The sequence below is a fragment of the Streptomyces sp. CA-288835 genome, from assembly GCF_050936385.1.
Taxonomy (GTDB): domain Bacteria; phylum Actinomycetota; class Actinomycetes; order Streptomycetales; family Streptomycetaceae; genus Streptomyces.
The window spans coordinates 8,781,947-8,802,353 of record NZ_JBNJMW010000001.1; the positions used below are offsets into that span (position 1 = coordinate 8,781,947).

Consider the following 20,407-nt stretch of genomic DNA (forward strand, 5'->3'; position numbering starts at 1 on the left):
CTTGTGAAGGTCGGCTGCATCGGACTCGGCGACATCGCGGTGAAGGCGTATCTGCCGGTGCTCACCACCCAGCCGGGCGTCGAAGTGCACCTGCACACGCGGACGCCCGCCACCCTCACCAGGGTCGCCGACAGCCTGCACATCCCGGCTGAGCGCCGCCACACCGACCTCTCGGACCTGCTCGCCCAGGACCTCGACGCGGCGTTCGTGCACGCGCCCACCGCCGCGCATCCCGAGATCGTGGGACAGCTGCTGGAGGCGGGCGTCGCGACGTTTGTCGACAAGCCGATCGCGTACGAACTCGCCGACAGCGAGCGCCTGGTGCGGCTCGCGGAGGAGCGGGACACCAGCCTGGCCGTCGGCTTCAACCGGCGCTACGCACCCGGTTACGCCCAGTGCGCCGACCATCCGCGCGAGCTGATCCTGATGCAGAAGAACCGCGTCGGCCTGCCGGAGCAGCCCCGCAAGATGATCCTCGACGACTTCATCCATGTCGTGGACACACTGCGGTTCCTGGTGCCGGGCCCGGTCGACGATGTGACCGTACGAGCCCGGGTCGAGGGCGGGCTGCTGCACCACGTGGTGCTGGTGCTCGCGGGGGAGGGGTTCACGGCGCTCGGGGTGATGAACCGGCTGAGCGGCTCGAACGAGGAGGTCCTCGAGGTGTCGGGTCAGGACACCAAGCGGCAGGTCGTCAATCTCGCCGAGGTCATCGACCACAAGGGCCAGCCGACCGTGCGGCGGCGTGGTGACTGGGTGCCGGTGTCCCGGCAGCGCGGCATAGAGCAGGCCGTGCTCGCCTTCCTGGACGCCGTGCGCGCAGGGAAGGTGCTCAGCGCCCGGGACGCGCTGGCGACCCATGAGCTGTGTGAGCGGGTGGTACGCGCGGTTCAGGAGCCGCCCGCCTGATCCGCAGCGACCGAATGCCCTCCGTGGCGCCTAGGGTCACGAGGATGAGCAGCGCCGCGTAGACCGGCCACGCGCCGAAGCGGGCGTACGGGGTGACGCCGTCGGCCAGCGGTATCTCGTACACCTCCCAGGCGCTCTCGCTCGTGCCGAGCCAGTCGCCGACCCGCTCGCCGCTCGGGCCGTAGACGGCGGAGACGCCGGTGAGCGTGGAGTGCACCATCGGGCGGCCCGTCTCGGCGGCCCGCAGCGCCGCCAGCGACGCGTGCTGCTCCGGCGCCCAGCTCTGCTGGAACGTCGAGGTCGACGACTGGGCCAGCAGCACGTCGGCGCCGTTGCGCGCGAGATTGCGGCTCATGTCGGGGAACGCCGACTCGAAGCAGACCATCGGGCCCATCTTCAGCCCGTTGCCGACGCTCATCACCACCTGCTCCGTGCCGCGCCTGCGGTCCTCACCTGCGGCCTTGCCGACGGAGGTGGCCCAGCCGAGGACAGAACGGAACGGGATGTACTCGCCGAAGGGGACCAGCCGCATCTTGTCGTAGCGGTCGCCGGTCGGGCCCTCGGGACCCACGACCACCGAGCTCTTGTAGATCCCGGGCCGGTCGGAGCGGCGCGCGTCCACGTTCACGATGATGTCGGTGCCCACCTGGCGGGAGAGCGCGGCGATGCGGTTCGCGAGGTCCGGCCGTCGGGTGAGGTCGTAGCCGACGCTGCTCTCGCCCCAGACGACGAGGTCCACGTCCTGCCCGGCCAGCTGGCGGGTGAGCGCCTCCTCGCGGGCGAACCGCTTCTCGGCGCCCCCGACGCCGTTGATCGGTCCTGGCTGCACCAGGGCGATCCGCACCTGGTCGTCGACGTCGGGGCGCGGCGACCACACCCAGGCCGCCGAGGTGGCGACGGCCGTCGCCACCAGTGCGGCGAGGGCTGGGAGGCGTGAGGCGCGTATCGCGATGAGGACGGCCACCGCGACGTTCACGGCGACAATCAGGAAGCTGAGCAGCCACACCCCGCCGACCGAGGCGAGCCGCAGCGCAGGCTCCACGTTCCACTGGCTCGAGCCGAGCATGCCCCACGGCCCGCCCAAGCCCTCCCAGGAGCGCACGAGTTCGACCATCAGCCAGCCCGAGGGCAGCACGAACAGCGCCGTTACTACCCTGCCGGGCGAGGGCACACCCGCCAGGAACCGGCGCACCAGCACGCCCCAAGGGGCCCACATCGCGCCGAGCAGAGCCGCTATGACGAACGTGAAGACATGCAGACTCGGCAGCAGCCAGTGGTGCACGGCCAGCATGAAACCGAACCCGCCCAGCCAGCCGTCGTACGCCGCCCGTCGCGCCGTCGGCGCCGAGCGCACGAGCAGCATCCACGGCACCAGCGCGACATACGCGAACCACCACAGGGACGGCTGCGGGAAGCTCAGCATGGGCAGGGCCCCGGCGAGTGCGGCAGCGGCGCCGCGCCACCGGGGGGAATCCAGACGCCGGCGCCAGTCAGTGGCGGACAGTTGCATGCAGCGCCTCCCTCGGCCCCCCGACGCCCGGTGCGTACCTCTGTTTGCCTACCTCCAGTGTGCGCGACGGGGACGATCTCCGTAAGGGCGGACCCCTCAGGTCGCGGCGGGCTCCTGATGGTTCTGCGGTACCCGGCGCCACTTCTCGTGGACGACCACGCCGCGCAGTCGCCAGCCACTGTCCGTACGCAGCAGCTCGAAGTCGTAGCGGCCGCCACACACGAAGTCCGGCGCCGCGGAGCCGCCGTCGTGACCGGCGAACCGCATCGGGTTCACGAAGTCCGCCCGCACCTGCGCCGTGTCACCGATGTCATGCTCAAGCAGCCCGAACCGCAGGAGCCGGTTGACGATCAGATGCTGCCGCATCGGGAACAGCTCCATGGTCTGCGCCAGCCACCCGGCGACCGCCGCCGCATCCCCCTCGATACCGCCCGCCGACCGATAGTCCGCCCGCCCGTCCGGGGTGAACAGGCCCCGGTACGCCTGCCAGTCCCCGTCGTCGACCGCCACCGCGTACTCGGTGATCAGTCCGTCGACCGCGAGCCGGTCCATCACCGTCGCCAGTTCCACACGCTGAGTCATCGGCTCAGTGTTGGCCACGGGGCGGACATCGCCAAGGGGTGTGCGGTGATATTCACCGGCCGTGTGCCGTCCGTACGGTCGAACCGGTACGCAGGGCCTCATGTGCCGACATCCCGGCGGATCTGCGATCGTTGGCGGCGCACACGCGTTGATCATGAGGGAGCCCAGATGTCTCGTCCAGTCACGGTCGTCACGGGCGGCAGCCGGGGAATCGGCGCCGCAACCTGCCTGCGACTGGCGTCGGACGGACACGACGTGGCGATCGGATACGCGAACGACGACGCCGCTGCCGAGCGCACCGCCACGGCCGTACGCGAGGCGGGGACGCGCTGCGTCACCGTACGGGTCGACATCTCCGACGAGAGCGACGTAGAAGCGCTCTTCGACACGGCGGCGGACCGGCTGGGCCCGGTGACGGGCCTGGTCAACAACGCAGGCGTGACCGGCCCGCTCGGCCGCCTCGTCGACACGGACACCGCAGACCTGCGCCGCGTCATGGAGGTCAACCTCCTTGGCACACTGCTCTGTTCACGCCGCGCCGCCCGCGACATGGTGCCCCGCGGCACCGGCGCCATCGTCAACGTGTCGTCGGGCGCGGCCACGCTGGGCAGCCCCGGAGAGTACGTCCACTACGCGGCGACCAAGGCGGCGATCGACACCCTGACCATGGGCCTCTCGAAGGAACTCGGCCCGGACGGAATCCGCGTCAACGGGGTGGCCCCGGGCCTCGTAGAAACCGACATGCACGCGGCGATGGGCGACCCGGACCGCCCAGCCCGCCTGATCCCGACGATCCCCCTCCGCCGGGCAGGCGCCGCAGAGGAGATCGCCGCGGCGATCGCATGGCTCCTGTCCCCGGAGGCGTCGTACGCGACGGGGACGGTGCTACGGGTGGCGGGCGGCCGCTGAACTCGGGCCCGAAGGGGCGCGGGGCGGTGACATTGCCGCCGCGGGGCGCGGCGGGACGGGGCGATGGCATCTGCGGATCCGCCGCGGGGCGCGCGGTGTCCGCTGGGGTCCGCGTCTTCACCGCTGCGGTCCGCGCCTTCAAGAGCGGCGCAGCCGCTTCTTGAAGGGGCGCGGGGAACTGCGCGACAAGCCACAACGAGCCGGCAGCCGCCACACAACCTCAGCGCCCCGAGCTACTAGGCCCCCTGCTCAACCAACGGCGGCAGCCGAACCGCTTCCGCCCACTGCACCACCAGCGCCTCATACTCCGCCCGCTCCTGAGGCGACAACGTGCCGCCCGACCGTATCCAGAGGTCGCGGATCTGCTCATTCAGCGCGGCAGCGGACCGCACGGAACCAGGGGTCACGGAATCGGGGGACATGCGAACAAGCGTAGGGGCAAGGACTGACAGCCCGCTACCAGACGACTACCCAGAACGTATGTGGTTGGTCACGCCCACGGCCGGCCCGGCGGACGTCAGCCCGCCGACTCCGCCGCGTGCGGGCTCAGGACACCCATGCTGACCAGCACGATGATGACCAGACCAAGGGCCACGCGGTAGTAGACGAAGGGCATGAAGGACTTGGTCGTAATGAACTTCATGAACCACGCGATGACCACGTACCCCACGAAGAAGGCGACGATCGTCGCGAAAATCGTCGGCCCCCAGGACACATGCCCGCCCTCGCTCGCGTCCTTCAGCTCGAAGAGGCCGGAGGCGAGCACCGCCGGGATGGCGAGCAGGAAGGAGTAGCGGGCCGCGGCCTCGCGGCTGTAGCTCATCAGCAGGCCACCGCTGATGGTGGCGCCGGAGCGGGAGACGCCGGGGATGAGGGCCATCGCCTGGCACATGCCGTAGATGAGCCCGTCCCTGACGGTCAGCTCCTGGAGCGACTTGCGCTCCTTGGGTACGCGGTGCTTGCCGCCGGCCTCCTCGCGCGCCGCGAGACGGTCCGCGATGCCGAGGATGATGCCCATCACGATCAGCGTGGTCGCGGTGATCCGCAGATCACGGAACGGTCCCTCGATCTGGTCCTTCAGCGTGACGCCCAGCACACCGATCGGAATCGAGCCGATGATCACCAGCCAGCCCATCCGCGCGTCGTGATCCTGTCGCATCGTCTTGTCGACCAGCGAGCGGGACCACGCCTTGATGATCCGTGCGATGTCCTTGCGGAAGTAGATCAGTACCGCGGTCTCCGTGCCGATCTGGGTGATCGCGGTGAAGGCCGCCCCCGGGTCGTCCCAGCTTGCGAAGGCCGCGGTCAGCCGCAGATGTGCGCTGGAGGAGATGGGCAGGAATTCGGTCAGCCCCTGGACGAGTCCGAGGATGAGGGATTCAAACCAAGACATGAAGTTACGTGATCCAAGTGCTGAGGGCGGGTGCGGAGCGAATAGGCGGACGTACGCGCCGTGTTGCCGTATGTGGTGATCAGACGCGACCGGGGCAGCGTAGCGTCCCGCGATGAAAGTGCGGGCGGCCGGGCCCTTCCCAGCGCGCACCGGCGTACGCCCCGCGCGCCGCCCAGCAGTGCACGCTCTGCAACGGTGGACAGGGTGTTGACCTGCCCCGACCTCGGCGCTTACGTTTCCGCGAGGAGTGAAAGCGCTTGCTGAAAATCGGTGGCCAACCGGGGTCGGCGGGCGTCCGCCAGAGCCGAACATCACGTCCGATGGAGTGCTGATCACGCAGATGCGTACCCCCCGCGACGCCACCCCCAGCGAGACGATCCCGCAGCAGAGTTCGCTTCGGACCTCGTCCGAGCAGAGCCCCGCGGCCGCGTTCGACGGCCGCCGCATCAAGGCCGCGATCGTCGGTACCGGAGCCATCGCCGGCAGCCACCTGCCCGCCCTCGCCGCACTCGCCGCCGAGGGCGAGGTGGAGATCGTCGCGGCAGTCGACATCGACGCCGACGCGGTCAAGCGGTTCTGCGCGGAGGGCGGCGTCCCGCACGCGTACACCGATCTCGACCGGATGCTGGCCGAGCAGCGCCCGGACCTCGTCTCCGTGTGCACCCCGCCGACCCTGCACCGTGCGCAGACCGTCGCCGCGCTGCGGGCCGGCAGCTGGGTGTGGTGCGAGAAGCCCCCTGTGCCGTCGCTCGCCGACTACGACGCGGTGGAGGCCGAGGAAGGGCTGGACGGCGGGCCGTACGCCTCGATCGTCTTCCAGCACCGCTTCGGCTCCGGATCGAGACACGTACGACAGCTGATCGCCGAGCAGGCGATGGGCCGGCCGCTCGTGGCGCACTGCCAGACCACTTGGTACCGCAACGCCGCCTACTACGCCGTGCCCTGGCGCGGAAAGTGGCAGACCGAAGGCGGCGGGCCCGCCATGGGGCATGGAATCCACCAGATGGATCTGCTGCTCGATCTGCTCGGCCCGTGGACCGAGGTACGGGCCATGGCCGGACGCCTGGTGCACGACGTGCAGACCGAGGATGTGTCAACCGCGCTCGTACGTTTCGAGAGCGGTGCTCTCGCGACCGTGGTCAACAGTGTGCTCAGCCCGGACGAGGTCAGTCGCATACGCATCGACTGCGAGCGGGCGACGGTCGAACTCACCCACCTTTACGGCCACAGCAACGACAACTGGCGCGTCATCCCGGCGCCGGACGCCCCGGCCGAGGACGTGGCCGCCTGGACCAACTTCGGCCCGGACGAGCCCAGTTCACATCTGGCCCAGCTGCGGGAGCTGGTCGCGAGCATGCGCGCGGGCGAGCGTCCGCGCAGCAGCGGCGCCGACGGGCGCACCAGCCTGGAGCTGATCACCGCGCTCTACAAGTCGGCGTTCACGGACAGGACCGTACGGGCCGGAGAGATCGGCCCCGGCGACCCCTACTACACCGCCCTGCACGGCGGCGCCCCCGGCTGGGCACCGGCGACGCACGAGAAGGAGGTACCGGCATGACCGCACAGGACAACAACCTGCGCGTCGTCCACGCCCACGGCGACCGCATCACGATCACCGAACCCACCACCGGCGTCGAGCTGTTCAGCTATGTGTACGGCCCCGAGGCGGCCTGGGAGGCCCCGAAGCCGTACGTGCATCCGCTCAGGACCCTGGCGGGCAACGTTGTCACCGACTACCGGCCCAACGACCACCGCTGGCACAAGGGCCTCCAGATGACCGCCTCGCATCTGTCGGGGGCGAACCTGTGGGGCGGCAACTCGTATGTGCACGGGCAGGGGTACCTCGAACTCCCGGAGCGCGTCGGGTCGATGGCGCACGTCAAGTTCGACGAGGTCGGTACCGACAGTGGCCGTACTGTGATCGCCGAGCGGCTCACCTGGCATCCGTACGACGGCACGCTCTGGGCGGACGAAGAGCGCCGTATCGAGGTGCATGACGTCGACCCCGCGTCCGGGTCCTGGGCGCTGACCTGGACGACCGCCGTCACCAACCGGCGGGCCGAGCCCCTGCGGTTCGGCAGTCCCACGACGGCCGGGCGGGAGATGGCCGGCTATACGGGCCTCTTCTGGCGCGGTCCTCGGGCCTTCCGGGACGGGCGCATCATCGGGCCCGACAGCGAAGGGCCCGAGATGATGGGTCAACAGGCGCCCTGGCTCGCGTACTCGGGAGAGCACGACGTCACCGACGGCCACGCGACCCTCGTCTTCGCGCACGCCCCGGAGAACGACCACACCGGCGAGGGCGGAGCCCACCCGGCCCACTGGTTCGTCCGCAACGAGCCCTTCGCGGCCGTCGCCCCCTCCTTCGCCTTCTTCGACGAACTGGAACTCGCGCCCGGCGACACCCTCACCCGTCGCTACCGCGTCGTCGTCGCCGACGGCGCATGGGAGCGGGAGGAGATCGCCAAGTACCTGAAGGAGCACCCGTGGTGAGCCCCGCGCCCGGCTTCACCGGACTCCCCGGAGCCGTCGCCGTCTCGCATCTGTCCGTCTATGACTGGCCCGCCGCGGACGGGGTCTGCGGCGGAACTCCCCATCTGCACCTGACCTGTTCGGAGGCGTACGTCGTCACCGGCGGGCGCGGCGCGGTGCAGACCCTGACGACGTCCGGATACGAGGTGACGCCCCTCGCACCCGGCACGGTCGCCTGGTTCACGCCCGGCACCATCCACCGGCTCGTCAACGAGGACGACCTGCGCATCACCGTCCTCATGCAGAACAACGGCCTGCCGGAGGCCGGGGACGCGGTGCTCACGCTGCCCCCGAAGTACCTGACCGACCCGGAGGCCTACGCCGCCGCCACCGTCATCCCGGCGGACGCGCCCGAGGATGAGCGGGAGCGCATCGCCCGCGCCCGGCGTGACCTCGCCCTCGAGGGCTACCGGGCGCTGCGCGACGCGGACGGACCCGAGGCGCTGGCCGCGTTCCATCGGGCCGCCGCCGCGCTCGTACGGCCCCGGCTCGCCGATTGGCGCGAGCGCTGGGAACGCGGCGCACAGGCGGCTGCCGCGGCCACCGGGGACCAGCTCGACCGGCTGGAGAAGGGCGACGTGTCCCACCTCGCCGACGCGGCCGTACGCGCCGAACAGCCGTCGGCGTACGGCAAGTTCGGGATGTGCGGGCGGCTCGACGTGTATCAGGGAACGTAGACGTGAATCAGGGAGCGTAAAGGCACGTAAGCGCGGCTCTATGCCACCGCGGGCCCCGTCACCGTCCAGCCCGGGGTCTGCGGATGGGCCGCCAAGTCCTCGTGCCGGACCTCCTTGCCGCACTCGGCGCAGACGACGACCGGGACCAGTTCGTGGCCGCCGACGGAACCGTTGTCAGCGGTGTGTTCGAGCACCATGGGGCGATCGTCGGCGTTGAGATGGCGGTCGCCCCATGCCATGAGCGTGAGGAGCACCGGCTCCAGCTCCAGGCCGGCCTGCGTGGGCCGGTACTCGAAGCGCGGGGGCCTCTCGCTGTAGGCGACCTTTTCCAGAATCCCGGCGTCGACCAGCCGCTTCAGGCGGGTCGTGAGTACGTCGCGTGGGGCGCCGATGTTGCGGACCAGCTGGTCGAAGCGGGTGGCGCCCAGGGTCACCTCGCGCAGGACGAGCAGGGAGTACTTCTCGCCGACGAGAGCCAGGGTGTCGGCGATCGAGCAGGGGCGGGCGTTCTTCATACGGCCAGCCTAGGGGGTGGGTTGGTTTCTCCAACCCACCGACTCACGCCCTTTTTGAGCTGAAATGGTGACGCTTGCGCCAGGCGATGGCCGCCCCCACCAGGGCCGGGAGAGCGATGCAGGCCATGGCGATCAGAAAGGCCGGGGACGTCGGGGTCGAGGCGCGGGCGCCGGCGACGACGTAGGCCGCGGTGTTCGGGATCGAGCCGAGGCCCGTGGCGAGGAGAAAGGGGAAGTAGCCCATACGGGAGAAGGACGCGCAGTAGTTCGCCGCCCAGAACGGCACCCCCGGGAACAGCCGCGCGACCATCATCGAGCGGAAGCCGTGCCTGCTGAGCTGGCCGTCGGCCAGCTTCAGCCAGCGTCCGCGCAGCAGGGGCCGCAGCGCGTCCTGCCCGAGGATCCGGCCGAGCCCGAACGCGATCCCCGCCCCCAGCACCGTGCCGCTGAGCGCCGCCCCGAGCCCCAGTTGCGAGCCGAAGAGGGCGCCCGCCGCGAGATTGAGCAGCGGCCGGGGCACGAAAGCGACCGTGCACAGCCCGTACGCCACCGCGAACACCACGGCCGCCGCGGCACCGTTCAGCTGTGGCGGCCAGCCGTCCGCCAGCAGCTTCTGCGGCTGGAAGAGCAGCACGGTCGCGGCCGCGGCCATGAGCAGCGTCACGAGCAGGGACAGCCGGGACCACGGCGAGAGCAGTGCTCTCGTGCAGCGCGCGGCAAGACCGGTGGGCGTGGCTGCGAGCGCGGGGGCGGCGAACTCGGCGGAGCCGAGCTCCGTGGCGGCGGCCGGGGGAGCAGCCGTCGCGGTGCCCCCAGAGCGGGTGGTGGCATCGAGCATCCGGCGACACTAACTGACCGACATGTGTGATCGCCGTATGGTTCGTCTCATGGGCGTCACAGCTACCGGAACGTCAGACGGCTGTTCGGAGCCGCCCCGCAGCGCCGTCGCGGACACTCTCCTGGAGCGGCTCACTGTCACCTACGCGGCGGCGGCCGATCCGGAGCGGGCCGAGTCGCTGCGCGCGTACATGAAGGACATCGCGCCCTTCCTCGGCCTGACCACGCCGGATCGCCGCGCGCTCTCCCGTATCGTGCTGGCAGGCACACCCCGCCCCGACGAGGCGGACTGCACGGCGGTGGCACTCCGCTGCTGGCGTCTGCCGCAACGCGAGTACCACTACTTCGCAGTCGACTATCTGCGCCGCCATGTGACACGTCTCTCGTCCGGCTTCCTGCCGGTGGCCCGCCACCTCGTCTCCACGGTCCCCTGGTGGGACACCGTCGACCTGCTCGCCTGCCACGTGGTGGGAGGCCTGGTCGCCGCCGACCCGAAGCTGCGGGCCGACATGGACGCGTGGATCGAGGACGACGACCTGTGGATCGCCCGTACGGCCCTCCTCCACCAGCTCCGCTACAAGGACGCCACCGACACCGAACGCCTCTTCACGTACTGCGTCCGCCAGTCCGGGCACCGTGACTTCTTCATCCGCAAGGCGATCGGCTGGTGCCTGCGCGAGTACGCCAAGACCGACCCGGAGGCGGTACGGGCCTTCGTCGCTCGCGAGAAGGACCGGCTCTCCCCGCTCTCGGTCCGCGAGGCACTCAAGAACATCGGCCCCTGACGGACCAGCAGAAACACCGGTGAGCCCCCGGCTCACGTCCGCCTCCCGGCCGCCGAAAATCATTCGACGTGGGCCGATACGTCAGCAATGATCTCCCCATGTTCCGGCACGCCTTCCTCCTCGCAGCATCCGCACTCGCGGATGCCCCGAAGGCTGCCGTCGTGACCACAGTGGCTGCCGTCGACGGCGCCCGAAGCTGACCCTCTCCGGATCGTCCGGCGGACCCCGCAGGGGGAGGGTCGGCAAGTTCCTTGGGGTCCCCGTCCCGCATCGCCGGGACCATCACTCGGTTCCACCACTGAGAGGCTTCGAGGTATCGCCATGTCCAAAACGGCTTACGTCCGGACGAAACCGCATCTGAACATCGGCACGATGGGCCATGTCGACCACGGCAAGACCACCCTGACCGCCGCCATCACCAAGGTCCTCGCCGAGCGCGGCTCCGGCACCTTCATTCCGTTCGACCGGATCGACCGGGCGCCGGAGGAGGCGGCGCGCGGCATCACCATCAACATCGCGCACGTCGAGTACGAGACCGACACCCGGCACTACGCGCACGTCGACATGCCGGGCCACGCCGACTACGTCAAGAACATGGTCACCGGGGCCGCGCAGCTCGACGGCGCGATCCTCGTCGTCTCCGCGCTCGACGGGATCATGCCGCAGACCGCCGAGCATGTGCTGCTCGCCCGGCAGGTGGGCGTCGACCACATCGTCGTCGCCCTCAACAAGGCCGACGCCGGTGACGAGGAGCTCACTGACCTCGTCGAGCTGGAGGTTCGCGAGCTGCTCTCCGCGCACGGGTACGGGGGTGACTCCGTACCGGTTGTACGGGTCTCCGGGCTCAAGGCGCTTGAGGGGGAGCCGCGTTGGACGGCGGCGATCGACGCTCTGCTGGACGCCGTGGACACGTACGTCCCGATGCCCGAGCGGTATCTTGACGCGCCGTTTCTGCTGCCCGTCGAGAACGTGCTCACCATCACCGGGCGGGGCACCGTCGTGACCGGTGCGGTCGAGCGGGGCACGATTCGGGTGGGTGACCGGGTCGAAGTGCTCGGGGCTTCCGTGGACACCGTCGTCACTGGTCTGGAGACCTTTGGCAAGCCGATGGAGGAGGCTCAGGCCGGGGACAACGTGGCGTTGCTGTTGCGCGGTGTTCCGCGGGACGCGGTGCGGCGTGGGCATATCGTCGCGGCGCCTGGCAGCGTCGTGCCCAGTCGGCGGTTCTCGGCGCAGGTGTACGTTCTGTCGACGCGTGAGGGTGGGCGTACGACGCCGGTGTCCAGCGGGTATCGGCCGCAGTTCTACATCCGTACCGCGGATGTGGTCGGTGACGTCGATCTTGGTGAGCGGGCTGTTGCTCGGCCCGGTGAGACCGTCTCGATGACGGTGTCTTTGGGCCGCGATGTTCCGCTGGAGCCGGGGCTCGGCTTTGCGATTCGCGAGGGCGGGCGGACGGTTGGTGCGGGCACGGTGACGTCGGTCGGCTGACCGTTCGGGGCGGGCTGGGGGAGGGTTTTCTTTCCCCAGCCCCGCCCCTTCCCGAAACTGGGGGCTGCGCCCCCAGGCCCCCTGCCTCCGGCGGGGTGGGTGGGTGCCTTCGGCGGTGGGTGGGTGCCTACCGGGGTGGGGGTGACAGTCGTGTCGCGGCTGCGGGTGCGTTGTGGCTGGTCGCGCAGTTCCCCGCGCCCCTGAGGGGCGCTCCCCGAGCCGTCCGTCATCATGCACACCAGCCACCACGAAACCGGCAGCTTCCCGCCGGCGGGAGGGGACGTGGGCCGGTGCGTATGCCCGTCGCGTAGGTTCTGTCTGGGCATACCTGCGCCCTGTATCAGCAAGGGGCCGTATGCCCTGTTGGCGACGGGCTGACGCACCGGTCCGCGGCCCCGTACCCACCACGCACCTAAGGGGCGCGGGGAACTGCGCGACCAGCCACACTCAACCCGCACCCGCCAAACCGCCGGAGGCACCCCGCGGGGAACTGCGCGACCAGCCACGACGAACCGTCAGTCGACAACGAACCCAACCGCCCAACCGCCGGAGGCACCCCGTGGATGAACGGATACCCGTTACCCGCCCCGTACACCACGGAACCGCCAAGCTGCTCCCGGACGTCGACCGGAAGCGCGCCTGGCTGCTGACGGTGAACGGCGCTCCGCAGTCGTACGTCGATCTCGACGCGCCGACGCACCTGGAGTTCGAGTACGCCCGACGGCTCGGGCACGTCCTGGACACCCTCGCCCCACCCGGGCGCCCCCTCGACGTGCTGCACCTCGGCGGCGGCGCGCTCACCCTGCCCCGGTATGTCGCCGCGACCCGGCCGGGCTCCCGCCAGGACGTCGTCGAGGCCGACGGGGGACTGCTCGACCTGGTGAACGAGCACCTCCCCGTCCCGGACGACGCCGGCATCAGACTGCACGCCGCAGACGCCCGCGCCTGGCTGGAAAGCGAAAGCGCGGCCTCCGACTCCGTCGACGTACTGATCGCCGACGTCTTCGGCGGCTCACGCGTCCCGGCGCACCTGACCTCGGTGGCGTACGCCCGAGAGGCCGAGCGCGTCCTGCGCCGCGACGGCGTCTACCTGGCGAACCTCGCCGACACCGCGCCCTTCGCCTTCCTGCGCTCCCAACTCGCCACGTTCTCCACGGTGTTCGAGGAACTGGCGCTGATCGCCGAGCCGGGTGTGCTGCGCGGTCGCCGGTTCGGCAACGCGATCCTCGTCGCCGCCCATCGGCCCGTCGACTCGGCCACCCTCGCCCGCCGTACGGCCTCCGACGCCTTCCCGGCCCGTATCGAACACGGAGCCGCGCTGCGCGACTTCATGGGGGACGCCGAACCCGTACGGGACGAGGATGCCGTCCCGTCACCCGAGCCGCCCGACGGCGCGTTCAGCATCGGCTGACGCGGCCTGCGCAGCGGGTCCCTCAGGATGCGTCCGCCGGGCCCTTCGAGCCGGCCGGCTCACCTATCGCCGGCGCTCCCTGCACCACTTCCTTCGTACGGCGCGTCATGTTCCGTACGTCCGACACGCACAGCACCGCCGCCGTCACCACGATGACCAGCACGGTGCAGCCCCACAGGGACGCCGTACGCCCGAAGGCCTCCTCCGCCGGGCCCGCGAGGGCCGTGGCCAGCGGGACCATCGAAACGGAGCCGAACCAGTCGTAGGCCGAGACTCGGGAGAGCCGGTCCTCGGGGATCTCCTGATGCAGTGCGGTCATCCAGGAAACCCCGAACACCTCGAGGGCCACCCCGCTCACGAACATCACCGCACAGAGCCCGGCCACCGACAGCGGCACCGCGAGCGCGGCCGACGGCATGGCCAGGGGGAAGACGCAGAGGGTGCCCGCGAGCAGCATGCGGCGTGGTTTCCAGCGCATCATCAGGATCGCGCCGCCGACGTTCCCTGCGCCGAACGCGCCGAGAGCCAGCCCCCACGGGCCGGCCCCGCCCAGGCTGTCCCGGGCGACCAGCGGCCCGTACACCGACTCGGCGGCGCCGACCACGGCCACCACGACGGAGAACTGGGCCACGATCGACCACAGCCAGGGCCGGCCGACGACCTCGCGCCAGCCGTCCCGCAGATCGGCGAGCAGGCCCTCGCCCGGCTCGCGCGGCGGTATGTGGCTCACGTCGAGGAAGGCCCGCAGCGCCCCGGCGACCGCGAACGCCGCCGCGTCCACCGCGAGCACCCAGCCGGGGCCGATCACCGCCACCATCGCCCCGCCGACCGCGGCGCCGCCGAGCCCGGCCCCCTGCGTGGCCAGCCGGAACAACGCGAAGGCGCGGGCGACCTGATCACCGCTGACGGACGACATCAGCATGCCCTCGGCCGCGGGGCCGAAGAACGCCTGGCCGGTGCCGCCGAGCGCGGTCAGGAGCATCATCTGCCAGAGTTGTGGCTCCCCGGCGAGCACGAGGACCGCGAAGGCCCCTTGCGAAAGGCAGTTGAGGGTGTTGGCCGCGACCATCACCCGGTGCCGGGGCAGCCGGTCCGCGACGGCGCCGCCGATCAGCAGGAACAGCACCAGCGGGAGCGTACGGGCCGCCGCCACCAGGCCCACGTCGCCGCCGTCGCCGCCCGCGTCGAGTACGGCGAACGCCGCCGCGATCAGCGCGCCCTGGCTGCCGAGGCTCGTCACGACCGAGGCAGCCGTCAGCAGCGTGTAGTTCCGGCCCGCCCAGGTCGGGCGGCGCAGACGTTTCGGGGCGGCGGCGGAACTGGTCACTCGTGAACTATCGCGTCACCGCCCCGACTTGCCAATCGCATTCAGCGCCAGAAGGCCGGGGACACCTCAAAGCCCCGCAGGGCCAGTCGAGTTACGAACCCGTGGGAGCGTCTTCCGTCAGACGCACCGTCAGGAGGATCTTCTGAATCGTCGCCTCCGGAAGCTCTTCGTCAACGCCCTTGGCGCCGTAGAGATTCCAGGTGACGTAATCGCCGTCGCCGTTCTTGAACGCGAAGGTGATGGCCTTGCCGTCGGTGGCGCACTTGCCCTTCTGCGGCGTGTTCTGCGAATAGGCCGTGGCGACGCTGCCCTTCAGGCCCGAAGTCGTCGTGAACGGCTTCGGCTTGCCGGGCTTCACGCTCTTCTTGTCGGGCTGCGTATAGCCGCCGAAGATCCACCAAGGAACCCGGGTCTCGGCGGCCTGAGCCGTGCTCGTGGCGCCGTTCTCACCGCGCGTTCCGGCGGTGGCGAGAGAGGTGTCCTCCTCGCGGCCGTCCTTGTCGGAGTCGTCCGTGCACCACTTGGACTTGAGAGAGGCGGGAGCCGTGACGGTGGTCCGGTCCAGCTTGCCCTTCTCTTCCCATTCGAAGCCCACGCTGGTGTCCGCGCTTTCGAGTTCCCAGTCGGCGGGCACGTCGAACTTGGTGCCGAACCGCGGGTTCACGACGACCTTCCAGCCGGGAACGGTCGGCTTCTCGCTCTCGCTGCCGCGCGGATTGTCCGCACCGCCGGACGCCGGCGCGCTCGGCTTCTTGGAAGCGGGGGCCGAGGTGGCGGGAGCCTTCTTGTCGGAGTCCTTCGCCGTGTCGTCCTTGTCGCCGCCAAGCACCAGAAAACCGGTGACGCCGGCCGCGACGACGACCGCGGCTGCCGCCACGATCGCGACGACCTTCGTCTTGTTGCCGCCGCCACCGCCCTGCGGTGGCTGGGGAGCCCCCAGCGGATCAACGGGCGTATGCCAGCCCTGCTGACCGGGCTGCTGCGCATAGGGGTTGGGCTGCTGCTGATATCCGGGCTGCTGATACGGATTCGGCTGCTGCTGGTACCCCGGCTGCTGATACGGATTCTGATTCGGGTCCTGCGGGTTCTGCTCGCCCCCGGGCGGCTGCTGTCCTGGCCACATGTGCGCCCACCCTAGCGGCGCGGGGACACGTTTTTGTCACTGACTATCGTCAGCGAGGTACCGGTCAGGGCTGCGACGGGTCCTCGTACAGCCGCACGGTGCTGAGGATTTTCCTCACCGTTGCGTCCGATGCTTCCCCGGATACGCCCTTTGCCCCATGGAACGACCATGAGACGAAGTCGTTCTCGGCGTTCTTGAAGCCGAAGACGGTCGACTTGCTGTCGCTGTCACACTTCCCCGACTTCTTCACGCCCGTGGACCACGCCGAGCCCACACTGCCCGTAATGCCAGACTTCGTCGTGCACGGCTTCACGGCATCGGAGTCGATGATCGCCTTCTCCGGCTGCGCGTACGCCCCGTAGACCCAGGAGCTGGAGTCGGCGCGGGCTATCTCCTCGGTGCTCTTGGCGCCGTTGTTGCCCCGGGTGCCGGTGCCTGCCAGCGGCGTGTAGTCCTCAGTGCCGTTCCTGTCCTCGTCCGATGCGCACCACTTCGACTTGAGGAATGCCGGGGCCGCCATGGCGACCAGAGGCCTCTCCTCGGGATCACCGTTCTCGGCGACGTACGAGACCCAGTCGGGGGACTCGAGCTCCCAGCCGGGCGGCACGTCGAAGGCGATGCCGGTCTTGGGATTCACCACGGCCTTCCAGCCTGCGACGGTCGGCTGTTCCCCGGACGATCCGCGTGCGTTGCCCGAACTGGTCGGCTCCGCACGGGAGTTGGCGGGAGTCGGCTCAGGCTTGTCCGCCTTGTCGCCGCCGAGCAGTACAAATCCGGTGACGCCCGAGACGACCACGACGGCGGCGGCCGCGAGGATGGCGACGAGCTTCGTCTTGTTGTCACCACCGCTGCCCTGGGGCGGCGCGGGCGTGCTCATCGGGGCGGTGGGGGCGTTCCACTGACTCTGCTGCTGCTGGCCCTGCTGATACGGGTTCGGCTGCTGATAGCCGGGCTGTTGGTAGGGGTTGGGCTGCCCACCGCCTGGCGGCTGCTCTCCTGGCCACATGGGCGGTAACGATACTGCGATCACATCGTCGGCTTCTGGCCGGGAAGGCTACTCGCGGGTAACGTGACGCGCATGAGCGCAGACCAGATGTCGATCGGCGAGATGCTCGCCGCCACGGTGCCGATGGTCCGGACCCTGAATCTCGAGTACCTCGAGACCACGCCGGAGAAGGCCGTTCTCGCCCTGCCCGACCAGAGCGAGTTCCACAACCACGTCGGCGGGCCGCACGCCGGAGCGATGTTCACGCTGGGGGAGTCGGCGAGCGGCGCTGTCGTCCTCGCCGCGTTCGGGGACCAGCTCTCGCGCGCCGTACCGCTCGCCGTCAGCGCCGAGATCGCGTACAAGAAGCTCGCGCGCGGACCCGTCACGGCCACGGCGACGCTCGGCCGCCCCGCCGCCGACGTCATCGCCGAACTCGACGAGGGCCGGCGCCCCGAGTTCCCGGTGACCGTCGCCATCCAGCGGGAGGACGGCGCCGTCACCGGTGAGATGACCGTCGTCTGGACGCTGCGCCCGAACAACTGAGTTCGTTCGCGGGCTGGTTGCCGAGTCCCGGCAGATCCCCGCGTACGAAGCTGCCGACGGCCAGCGGTGATTCGTACCCGGGGAGTCCGCACGATGGGGAGCGTGGAGCGTTCCGCGCTCCCAGGCCTCCGGAAGCGCGAGGCCGGTCGTGAACGGGGGTTGCGATGGTGCTCGTGGTGATCGTCGGAGTCGCGCTGCTCGGCCTCGTCGCCTGGGCGACGACCGTGCTGATTCGGCGGGAACGTCGGCGCCCCGAACTGACCGCCGAGTCCCACCGGATCGAGTTGGCCGCCATGCAGGGCATCCGCGACGCCCGCCGTCGGGCCCGCGCGCTCCACCGGATCGGCGGCGACGGTGGGATCAGCCGCCTGGACGGTCGCTAGGAGAAAAGTCCCACCCCTTCCCGGAACGGTGGGATCGATCCCGCCCGCTGCCGCCCCGGTCCTTACGAGGAACTGACGCCGTACCCAGCGATGTTGCCCCACCCGTCACACAGGCCACTATGGTTCTTCACGTCACCGGCCCACTTTGGCGGTGAGGGCCCCGGGACCGGGCGTGAGCCAGAAGGGACGGCTCGCGAGCGAAGGCCACCAGGGCCACGGGCTTGCCTCTCTCGCCCCCTCTGGAGACGAGGCCGGCATCGCTGCGATGTAAGAAAGCGGCCATCGCGGCGCTGGGCGGGCGCCCCGGGGTCCTCTCCGGGGCGCCCCGCACTGTGGCGTACGACGGGATGGCCGGATGCGTACGCCCCCGCCCTTCGATACGCGGGAATCCAGCCAATGATCAGCGAAACATGGGCAGTTGGCGACCGGTGAACTTACCCGCGCCGAGCCGTGAGGAATAACGTGGGCGCCACGGCTGGTATTCGCCTATTGCCTATACGTCTGTTCAAACGGGGGCGCGGTCCCCGCACCGACCACTCACAGGAGCGTCCATGACTGATGAGCCGAACATCTCCGACCCGGAGGCGCTCTCCAAGATCGACACCACTGTGCCGCAGTCGGCCCGCATCTGGAACTACTGGCTGGGCGGGAAGGACAACTACGAGGTCGACCGCGTAGCCGGTGACGCGTTCCGCGAGATCTTCCCCGGGATCGAGACCGGAGCCCGTGCCGCCCGGTACTTCCTGGCCCGCGCCGTCCGGCATCTGGCCGCCGAGGAAGGCATCCGGCAGTTCCTGGACATCGGCACCGGGCTGCCCAATGTGGACAACACCCACGAGATCGCCCAACGGGTCGCCCCCGAATGCAAGATCGTCTACGTCGACAACGACCCTCTGGTGCTCGCACACGCCCGCGCGCTGCTCACCAGCACTCCCGAGGGCGTCACCAACTACGTGGACGCCGACCTGCGCGATCCGGCCACCATCGTGCGGGAGGCCGGGAAGACGCTGGACTTCGACCAGCCGATCGCTCTCATGCTCATGGGCATCCTGGGGCACATCGAGGACTACGACGAGGCCCGCTCGATCGTGCGGCAACTGGTGGACGCCCTGCCTCCGGGCAGTTACCTGGTGCAGTACGACAGCACCAACACCAGCGAGGAGTACGTCACGGCCATCCAGCAGTACAACGAGGGCGGTTCGATCCCGTACATCCTGCGCAGCCCCGAGCAGATCGCGCGCTTCTTCGACGGTCTGGAACTGCTCGAACCCGGTGTCGCGTCTTGCTCGCGCTGGCGCCCCGACACCAGCGCGTGGGGCCTCCCGGCGGAGGTGCACCAGTACGGGGGCGTCGCTCGGAAGAGCTGAGGCCCGCCAGTCGCGCCCCTGAAGGACTGCGTTCTTCAGGGGCGCCTCAACGCACGGGTCCGGAGGTCAGGTCTCCTTGAAGATCCGGTGCAGGATCGTGGGGGTCGTCTCCGGGGACTGGGCCTGTACGACCAGGCGGTTCATGACGCCCCAGTAGTACTCGATCTCGGCGGGCTTGTCGGGGTAGAGGGCGCTGGCGTACTGCTCGAGGTAGACCACGTCGGGCAGTTGGCCGCCGGGCAGGCGCAGGATGCTGACCGGACCGCCGGACGCGGCATGCCCACCGGCGCGGAACGGCATGATCTGGACGGTCACCCGCGGGAGTTGGGAGACCTCGATGAGGTGCTGGAGCTGGGCGCGCATCGTGTGCGTACCGCCCACCGCGCGACGTAGCGCCGCCTCGTCGATCACGGCCCAGAGCTGAGGCGGCGGCTGGCGGCGCAGGATCCGCTGGCGGGTCATCCGCAGGGTGACCCTCCGGTCCAGCTCGTCCGCGGAGGCGTCCGGGTGGTCGAGACGGAGGGCGGCGCGGGCGTAGTCGGGGGTCTGGAGCAGGCCGGGAACCCGCTGTACCTCGAAGCTCCGGATGAGCGTGGCCGCCTGCTCGACGCCCAGGTAGGCCTGCATCCAGCTGGGCACCACGTCGTTGTAGGCCTGCCACCAGCCGGGGGTGTTGGCCTCTTGGGCGAGGGCCAGCAGGGTGGCGCGTTCGGCCTGGTCCGTGACTCCGTACAGCGTGAGCAGATCGGCCACGTCCCGCAGCTTGCAGCCGTGGCGGCCGGTCTCCAGTCGGCTGATCTTGGACTGTGAGGCGCGGATGACGTGGCCCGCGGTCTCACGGGAGATGTTCTGCTCCTCCCGGAGCTGGCGGAGCCGTGAACCCAGGGCGAGGCGCGGCACCATGGGGCCGGCCGATACGCCCGACGGGCCGTTCAGGATTTCGGTGTCGGACGGTGAATGTGCGGCCTCTGTGGTGCCCATGGGCATGCTCCTTGCGGTGAACGCAACTCTGCACGCGTGAAACGGTGCGCTCAGTCAGCATAGGGGCTGACCGGTACATGATCTTCGACTTGACGCAACCCAGGCGATCACCGGCGCCGGAGAAGTTGTTCGGCCCGATATGGC

Annotated in this window: 21 protein-coding genes; 11 read left to right on the top strand and 10 right to left on the bottom strand. The window is 70.0% G+C overall.

Features of this window, described 5'->3' with window-relative positions; all coding sequences use genetic code 11:
- Positions 1 to 3 precede the first annotated feature (3 nt).
- On the top strand, positions 4 to 909 hold the full coding sequence (locus ACQEVY_RS39635; RefSeq protein ID WP_432954634.1) for a Gfo/Idh/MocA family protein: 906 nt from the start codon (positions 4 to 6) through the stop codon (positions 907 to 909).
- Here ACQEVY_RS39635 and lnt read toward each other — a convergent pair.
- A complete protein-coding gene (lnt, locus tag ACQEVY_RS39640) occupies positions 833 to 2,419 on the bottom strand; it encodes an apolipoprotein N-acyltransferase (protein WP_432954636.1) in 1,587 nt (528 codons plus the stop codon). The genes ACQEVY_RS39635 and lnt overlap by 77 nt on opposite strands.
- A 96-nt stretch (positions 2,420 to 2,515) precedes the next feature.
- The gene (locus tag ACQEVY_RS39645) at positions 2,516 to 3,001 is read right to left on the bottom strand and encodes a nuclear transport factor 2 family protein (protein WP_432954638.1); all 486 of its coding nucleotides are present in this window, start codon (positions 2,999 to 3,001) and stop codon (positions 2,516 to 2,518) included.
- A gap of 168 nt (positions 3,002 to 3,169) precedes the next feature.
- Between ACQEVY_RS39645 and ACQEVY_RS39650 the strand changes: the two genes are divergently transcribed.
- Complete coding sequence (locus ACQEVY_RS39650; protein WP_432954639.1) at positions 3,170 to 3,910, top strand: SDR family NAD(P)-dependent oxidoreductase; 741 nt, start codon at positions 3,170 to 3,172, stop codon at positions 3,908 to 3,910.
- Between the two features lie 236 nt (positions 3,911 to 4,146).
- On the opposite strand, the gene ACQEVY_RS39655 is transcribed toward ACQEVY_RS39650, so the two are convergent.
- Both ACQEVY_RS39655 and ACQEVY_RS39660 read right to left on the bottom strand, forming a co-directional pair.
- Positions 4,147 to 4,332 (bottom strand): hypothetical protein, encoded by a 186-nt coding sequence (locus tag ACQEVY_RS39655; protein ID WP_328773063.1) that lies wholly within the window; start codon positions 4,330 to 4,332, stop codon positions 4,147 to 4,149.
- 95 nt (positions 4,333 to 4,427) lie between these two features.
- Positions 4,428 to 5,303 (bottom strand): undecaprenyl-diphosphate phosphatase, encoded by an 876-nt coding sequence (locus tag ACQEVY_RS39660; protein ID WP_432954640.1) that lies wholly within the window; start codon positions 5,301 to 5,303, stop codon positions 4,428 to 4,430.
- Between the two features lie 340 nt (positions 5,304 to 5,643).
- On the opposite strand from ACQEVY_RS39660, the gene ACQEVY_RS39665 reads away from it, so the two are divergent.
- Genes ACQEVY_RS39665 through ACQEVY_RS39675 form a run of 3 tightly spaced genes read left to right on the top strand, consistent with a single transcriptional unit; the run spans position 5,644 to position 8,512 of the window.
- Complete coding sequence (locus ACQEVY_RS39665) at positions 5,644 to 6,861, top strand: Gfo/Idh/MocA family protein (protein WP_432954642.1); 1,218 nt, start codon at positions 5,644 to 5,646, stop codon at positions 6,859 to 6,861.
- Entirely contained in the window at positions 6,858 to 7,796 is a 939-nt protein-coding gene (locus ACQEVY_RS39670; RefSeq protein WP_432954643.1) for a PmoA family protein, read from the top strand. Before ACQEVY_RS39665 ends, ACQEVY_RS39670 begins: the two co-directional genes overlap by 4 nt.
- Positions 7,748 to 8,512, top strand: a complete 765-nt coding sequence (locus tag ACQEVY_RS39675) for a cupin domain-containing protein (protein ID WP_432954645.1) — start codon at positions 7,748 to 7,750, stop codon at positions 8,510 to 8,512. The genes ACQEVY_RS39670 and ACQEVY_RS39675 overlap by 49 nt, the downstream gene beginning before the upstream one ends.
- 38 nt (positions 8,513 to 8,550) lie before the next feature.
- Here the strand turns inward: ACQEVY_RS39675 and ACQEVY_RS39680 are convergent, their stop codons facing one another.
- Positions 8,551 to 9,027, bottom strand: a complete 477-nt coding sequence (locus ACQEVY_RS39680; protein ID WP_432954647.1) for a winged helix-turn-helix transcriptional regulator — start codon at positions 9,025 to 9,027, stop codon at positions 8,551 to 8,553.
- Positions 9,028 to 9,070: 43 nt separating this feature from the next.
- Complete coding sequence (locus tag ACQEVY_RS39685) at positions 9,071 to 9,865, bottom strand: TVP38/TMEM64 family protein (protein WP_432954649.1); 795 nt, start codon at positions 9,863 to 9,865, stop codon at positions 9,071 to 9,073.
- A gap of 49 nt (positions 9,866 to 9,914) precedes the next feature.
- On the opposite strand from ACQEVY_RS39685, the gene ACQEVY_RS39690 reads away from it, so the two are divergent.
- The 3 genes from ACQEVY_RS39690 (at position 9,915) to ACQEVY_RS39700 (ending at position 13,551) form a co-directional block, all read left to right on the top strand.
- On the top strand, positions 9,915 to 10,649 hold the full coding sequence (locus tag ACQEVY_RS39690; protein WP_432954651.1) for a DNA alkylation repair protein: 735 nt from the start codon (positions 9,915 to 9,917) through the stop codon (positions 10,647 to 10,649).
- A 321-nt stretch (positions 10,650 to 10,970) separates the two neighbouring features.
- The gene (gene tuf, locus ACQEVY_RS39695) at positions 10,971 to 12,140 is read left to right on the top strand and encodes an elongation factor Tu (RefSeq protein WP_432954652.1); all 1,170 of its coding nucleotides are present in this window, start codon (positions 10,971 to 10,973) and stop codon (positions 12,138 to 12,140) included.
- A gap of 559 nt (positions 12,141 to 12,699) precedes the next feature.
- A complete protein-coding gene (locus ACQEVY_RS39700; protein WP_432954654.1) occupies positions 12,700 to 13,551 on the top strand; it encodes a spermidine synthase in 852 nt (283 codons plus the stop codon).
- A gap of 22 nt (positions 13,552 to 13,573) precedes the next feature.
- Here ACQEVY_RS39700 and ACQEVY_RS39705 read toward each other — a convergent pair whose 3' ends face one another.
- From ACQEVY_RS39705 to ACQEVY_RS39715, 3 genes are all read right to left on the bottom strand, one after another.
- Positions 13,574 to 14,878: an MFS transporter gene (locus ACQEVY_RS39705; RefSeq protein ID WP_432954655.1), complete on the bottom strand. Its 1,305-nt coding sequence runs from the start codon at positions 14,876 to 14,878 to the stop codon at positions 13,574 to 13,576.
- A gap of 91 nt (positions 14,879 to 14,969) precedes the next feature.
- Positions 14,970 to 16,001 (bottom strand): hypothetical protein, encoded by a 1,032-nt coding sequence (locus tag ACQEVY_RS39710; protein ID WP_432954657.1) that lies wholly within the window; start codon positions 15,999 to 16,001, stop codon positions 14,970 to 14,972.
- Between the two features lie 64 nt (positions 16,002 to 16,065).
- Positions 16,066 to 17,007 (bottom strand): hypothetical protein, encoded by a 942-nt coding sequence (locus tag ACQEVY_RS39715; protein ID WP_432954658.1) that lies wholly within the window; start codon positions 17,005 to 17,007, stop codon positions 16,066 to 16,068.
- An 87-nt stretch (positions 17,008 to 17,094) separates the two neighbouring features.
- Between ACQEVY_RS39715 and ACQEVY_RS39720 the strand changes: the two genes are divergently transcribed.
- The 3 genes from ACQEVY_RS39720 to ACQEVY_RS39730 all read left to right on the top strand — a co-directional run bounded on the left by ACQEVY_RS39720 (position 17,095) and on the right by ACQEVY_RS39730 (position 19,282).
- A complete protein-coding gene (locus tag ACQEVY_RS39720) occupies positions 17,095 to 17,532 on the top strand; it encodes a DUF4442 domain-containing protein (protein ID WP_432955639.1) in 438 nt (145 codons plus the stop codon).
- A gap of 164 nt (positions 17,533 to 17,696) precedes the next feature.
- Entirely contained in the window at positions 17,697 to 17,915 is a 219-nt protein-coding gene (locus tag ACQEVY_RS39725; RefSeq protein WP_432954659.1) for a hypothetical protein, read from the top strand.
- 551 nt (positions 17,916 to 18,466) lie between these two features.
- Positions 18,467 to 19,282, top strand: coding sequence for an SAM-dependent methyltransferase (locus ACQEVY_RS39730; RefSeq protein WP_432954661.1), 816 nt, complete (start codon positions 18,467 to 18,469; stop codon positions 19,280 to 19,282).
- Between the two features lie 66 nt (positions 19,283 to 19,348).
- On the opposite strand, the gene ACQEVY_RS39735 is transcribed toward ACQEVY_RS39730, so the two are convergent.
- A complete protein-coding gene (locus ACQEVY_RS39735) occupies positions 19,349 to 20,263 on the bottom strand; it encodes a helix-turn-helix domain-containing protein (RefSeq protein WP_432954662.1) in 915 nt (304 codons plus the stop codon).
- Positions 20,264 to 20,407: the final 144 nt, after the last annotated feature.

Excerpts from the sequence above, each read along its gene's own strand:
- ACQEVY_RS39715 (WP_432954658.1), bottom strand. The coding sequence starts at position 17,007 with ATGTGGCCAGGAGAGCAGCCGCCAGGCGGTGGGCAGCCCAACCCCTAC.
- ACQEVY_RS39645 (WP_432954638.1), bottom strand. The coding sequence starts at position 3,001 with ATGACTCAGCGTGTGGAACTGGCGACGGTGATGGACCGGCTCGCGGTC.
- tuf (WP_432954652.1), top strand. The coding sequence starts at position 10,971 with ATGTCCAAAACGGCTTACGTCCGGACGAAACCGCATCTGAACATCGGC.
- ACQEVY_RS39685 (WP_432954649.1), bottom strand. The coding sequence starts at position 9,865 with ATGCTCGATGCCACCACCCGCTCTGGGGGCACCGCGACGGCTGCTCCC.
- ACQEVY_RS39665 (WP_432954642.1), top strand. The coding sequence starts at position 5,644 with ATGCGTACCCCCCGCGACGCCACCCCCAGCGAGACGATCCCGCAGCAG.
- ACQEVY_RS39675 (WP_432954645.1), top strand. The coding sequence starts at position 7,748 with ATGGGAGCGGGAGGAGATCGCCAAGTACCTGAAGGAGCACCCGTGGTG.
- ACQEVY_RS39730 (WP_432954661.1), top strand. The coding sequence starts at position 18,467 with ATGACTGATGAGCCGAACATCTCCGACCCGGAGGCGCTCTCCAAGATC.
- ACQEVY_RS39725 (WP_432954659.1), top strand. The coding sequence starts at position 17,697 with ATGGTGCTCGTGGTGATCGTCGGAGTCGCGCTGCTCGGCCTCGTCGCC.
- ACQEVY_RS39720 (WP_432955639.1), top strand. The coding sequence starts at position 17,095 with ATGTCGATCGGCGAGATGCTCGCCGCCACGGTGCCGATGGTCCGGACC.
- ACQEVY_RS39655 (WP_328773063.1), bottom strand. The coding sequence starts at position 4,332 with ATGTCCCCCGATTCCGTGACCCCTGGTTCCGTGCGGTCCGCTGCCGCG.
- ACQEVY_RS39660 (WP_432954640.1), bottom strand. The coding sequence starts at position 5,303 with ATGTCTTGGTTTGAATCCCTCATCCTCGGACTCGTCCAGGGGCTGACC.
- lnt (WP_432954636.1), bottom strand. The coding sequence starts at position 2,419 with ATGCAACTGTCCGCCACTGACTGGCGCCGGCGTCTGGATTCCCCCCGG.
- ACQEVY_RS39710 (WP_432954657.1), bottom strand. The coding sequence starts at position 16,001 with ATGTGGCCAGGACAGCAGCCGCCCGGGGGCGAGCAGAACCCGCAGGAC.
- ACQEVY_RS39670 (WP_432954643.1), top strand. The coding sequence starts at position 6,858 with ATGACCGCACAGGACAACAACCTGCGCGTCGTCCACGCCCACGGCGAC.
- ACQEVY_RS39690 (WP_432954651.1), top strand. The coding sequence starts at position 9,915 with ATGGGCGTCACAGCTACCGGAACGTCAGACGGCTGTTCGGAGCCGCCC.
- ACQEVY_RS39735 (WP_432954662.1), bottom strand. The coding sequence starts at position 20,263 with ATGGGCACCACAGAGGCCGCACATTCACCGTCCGACACCGAAATCCTG.
- ACQEVY_RS39650 (WP_432954639.1), top strand. The coding sequence starts at position 3,170 with ATGTCTCGTCCAGTCACGGTCGTCACGGGCGGCAGCCGGGGAATCGGC.
- ACQEVY_RS39680 (WP_432954647.1), bottom strand. The coding sequence starts at position 9,027 with ATGAAGAACGCCCGCCCCTGCTCGATCGCCGACACCCTGGCTCTCGTC.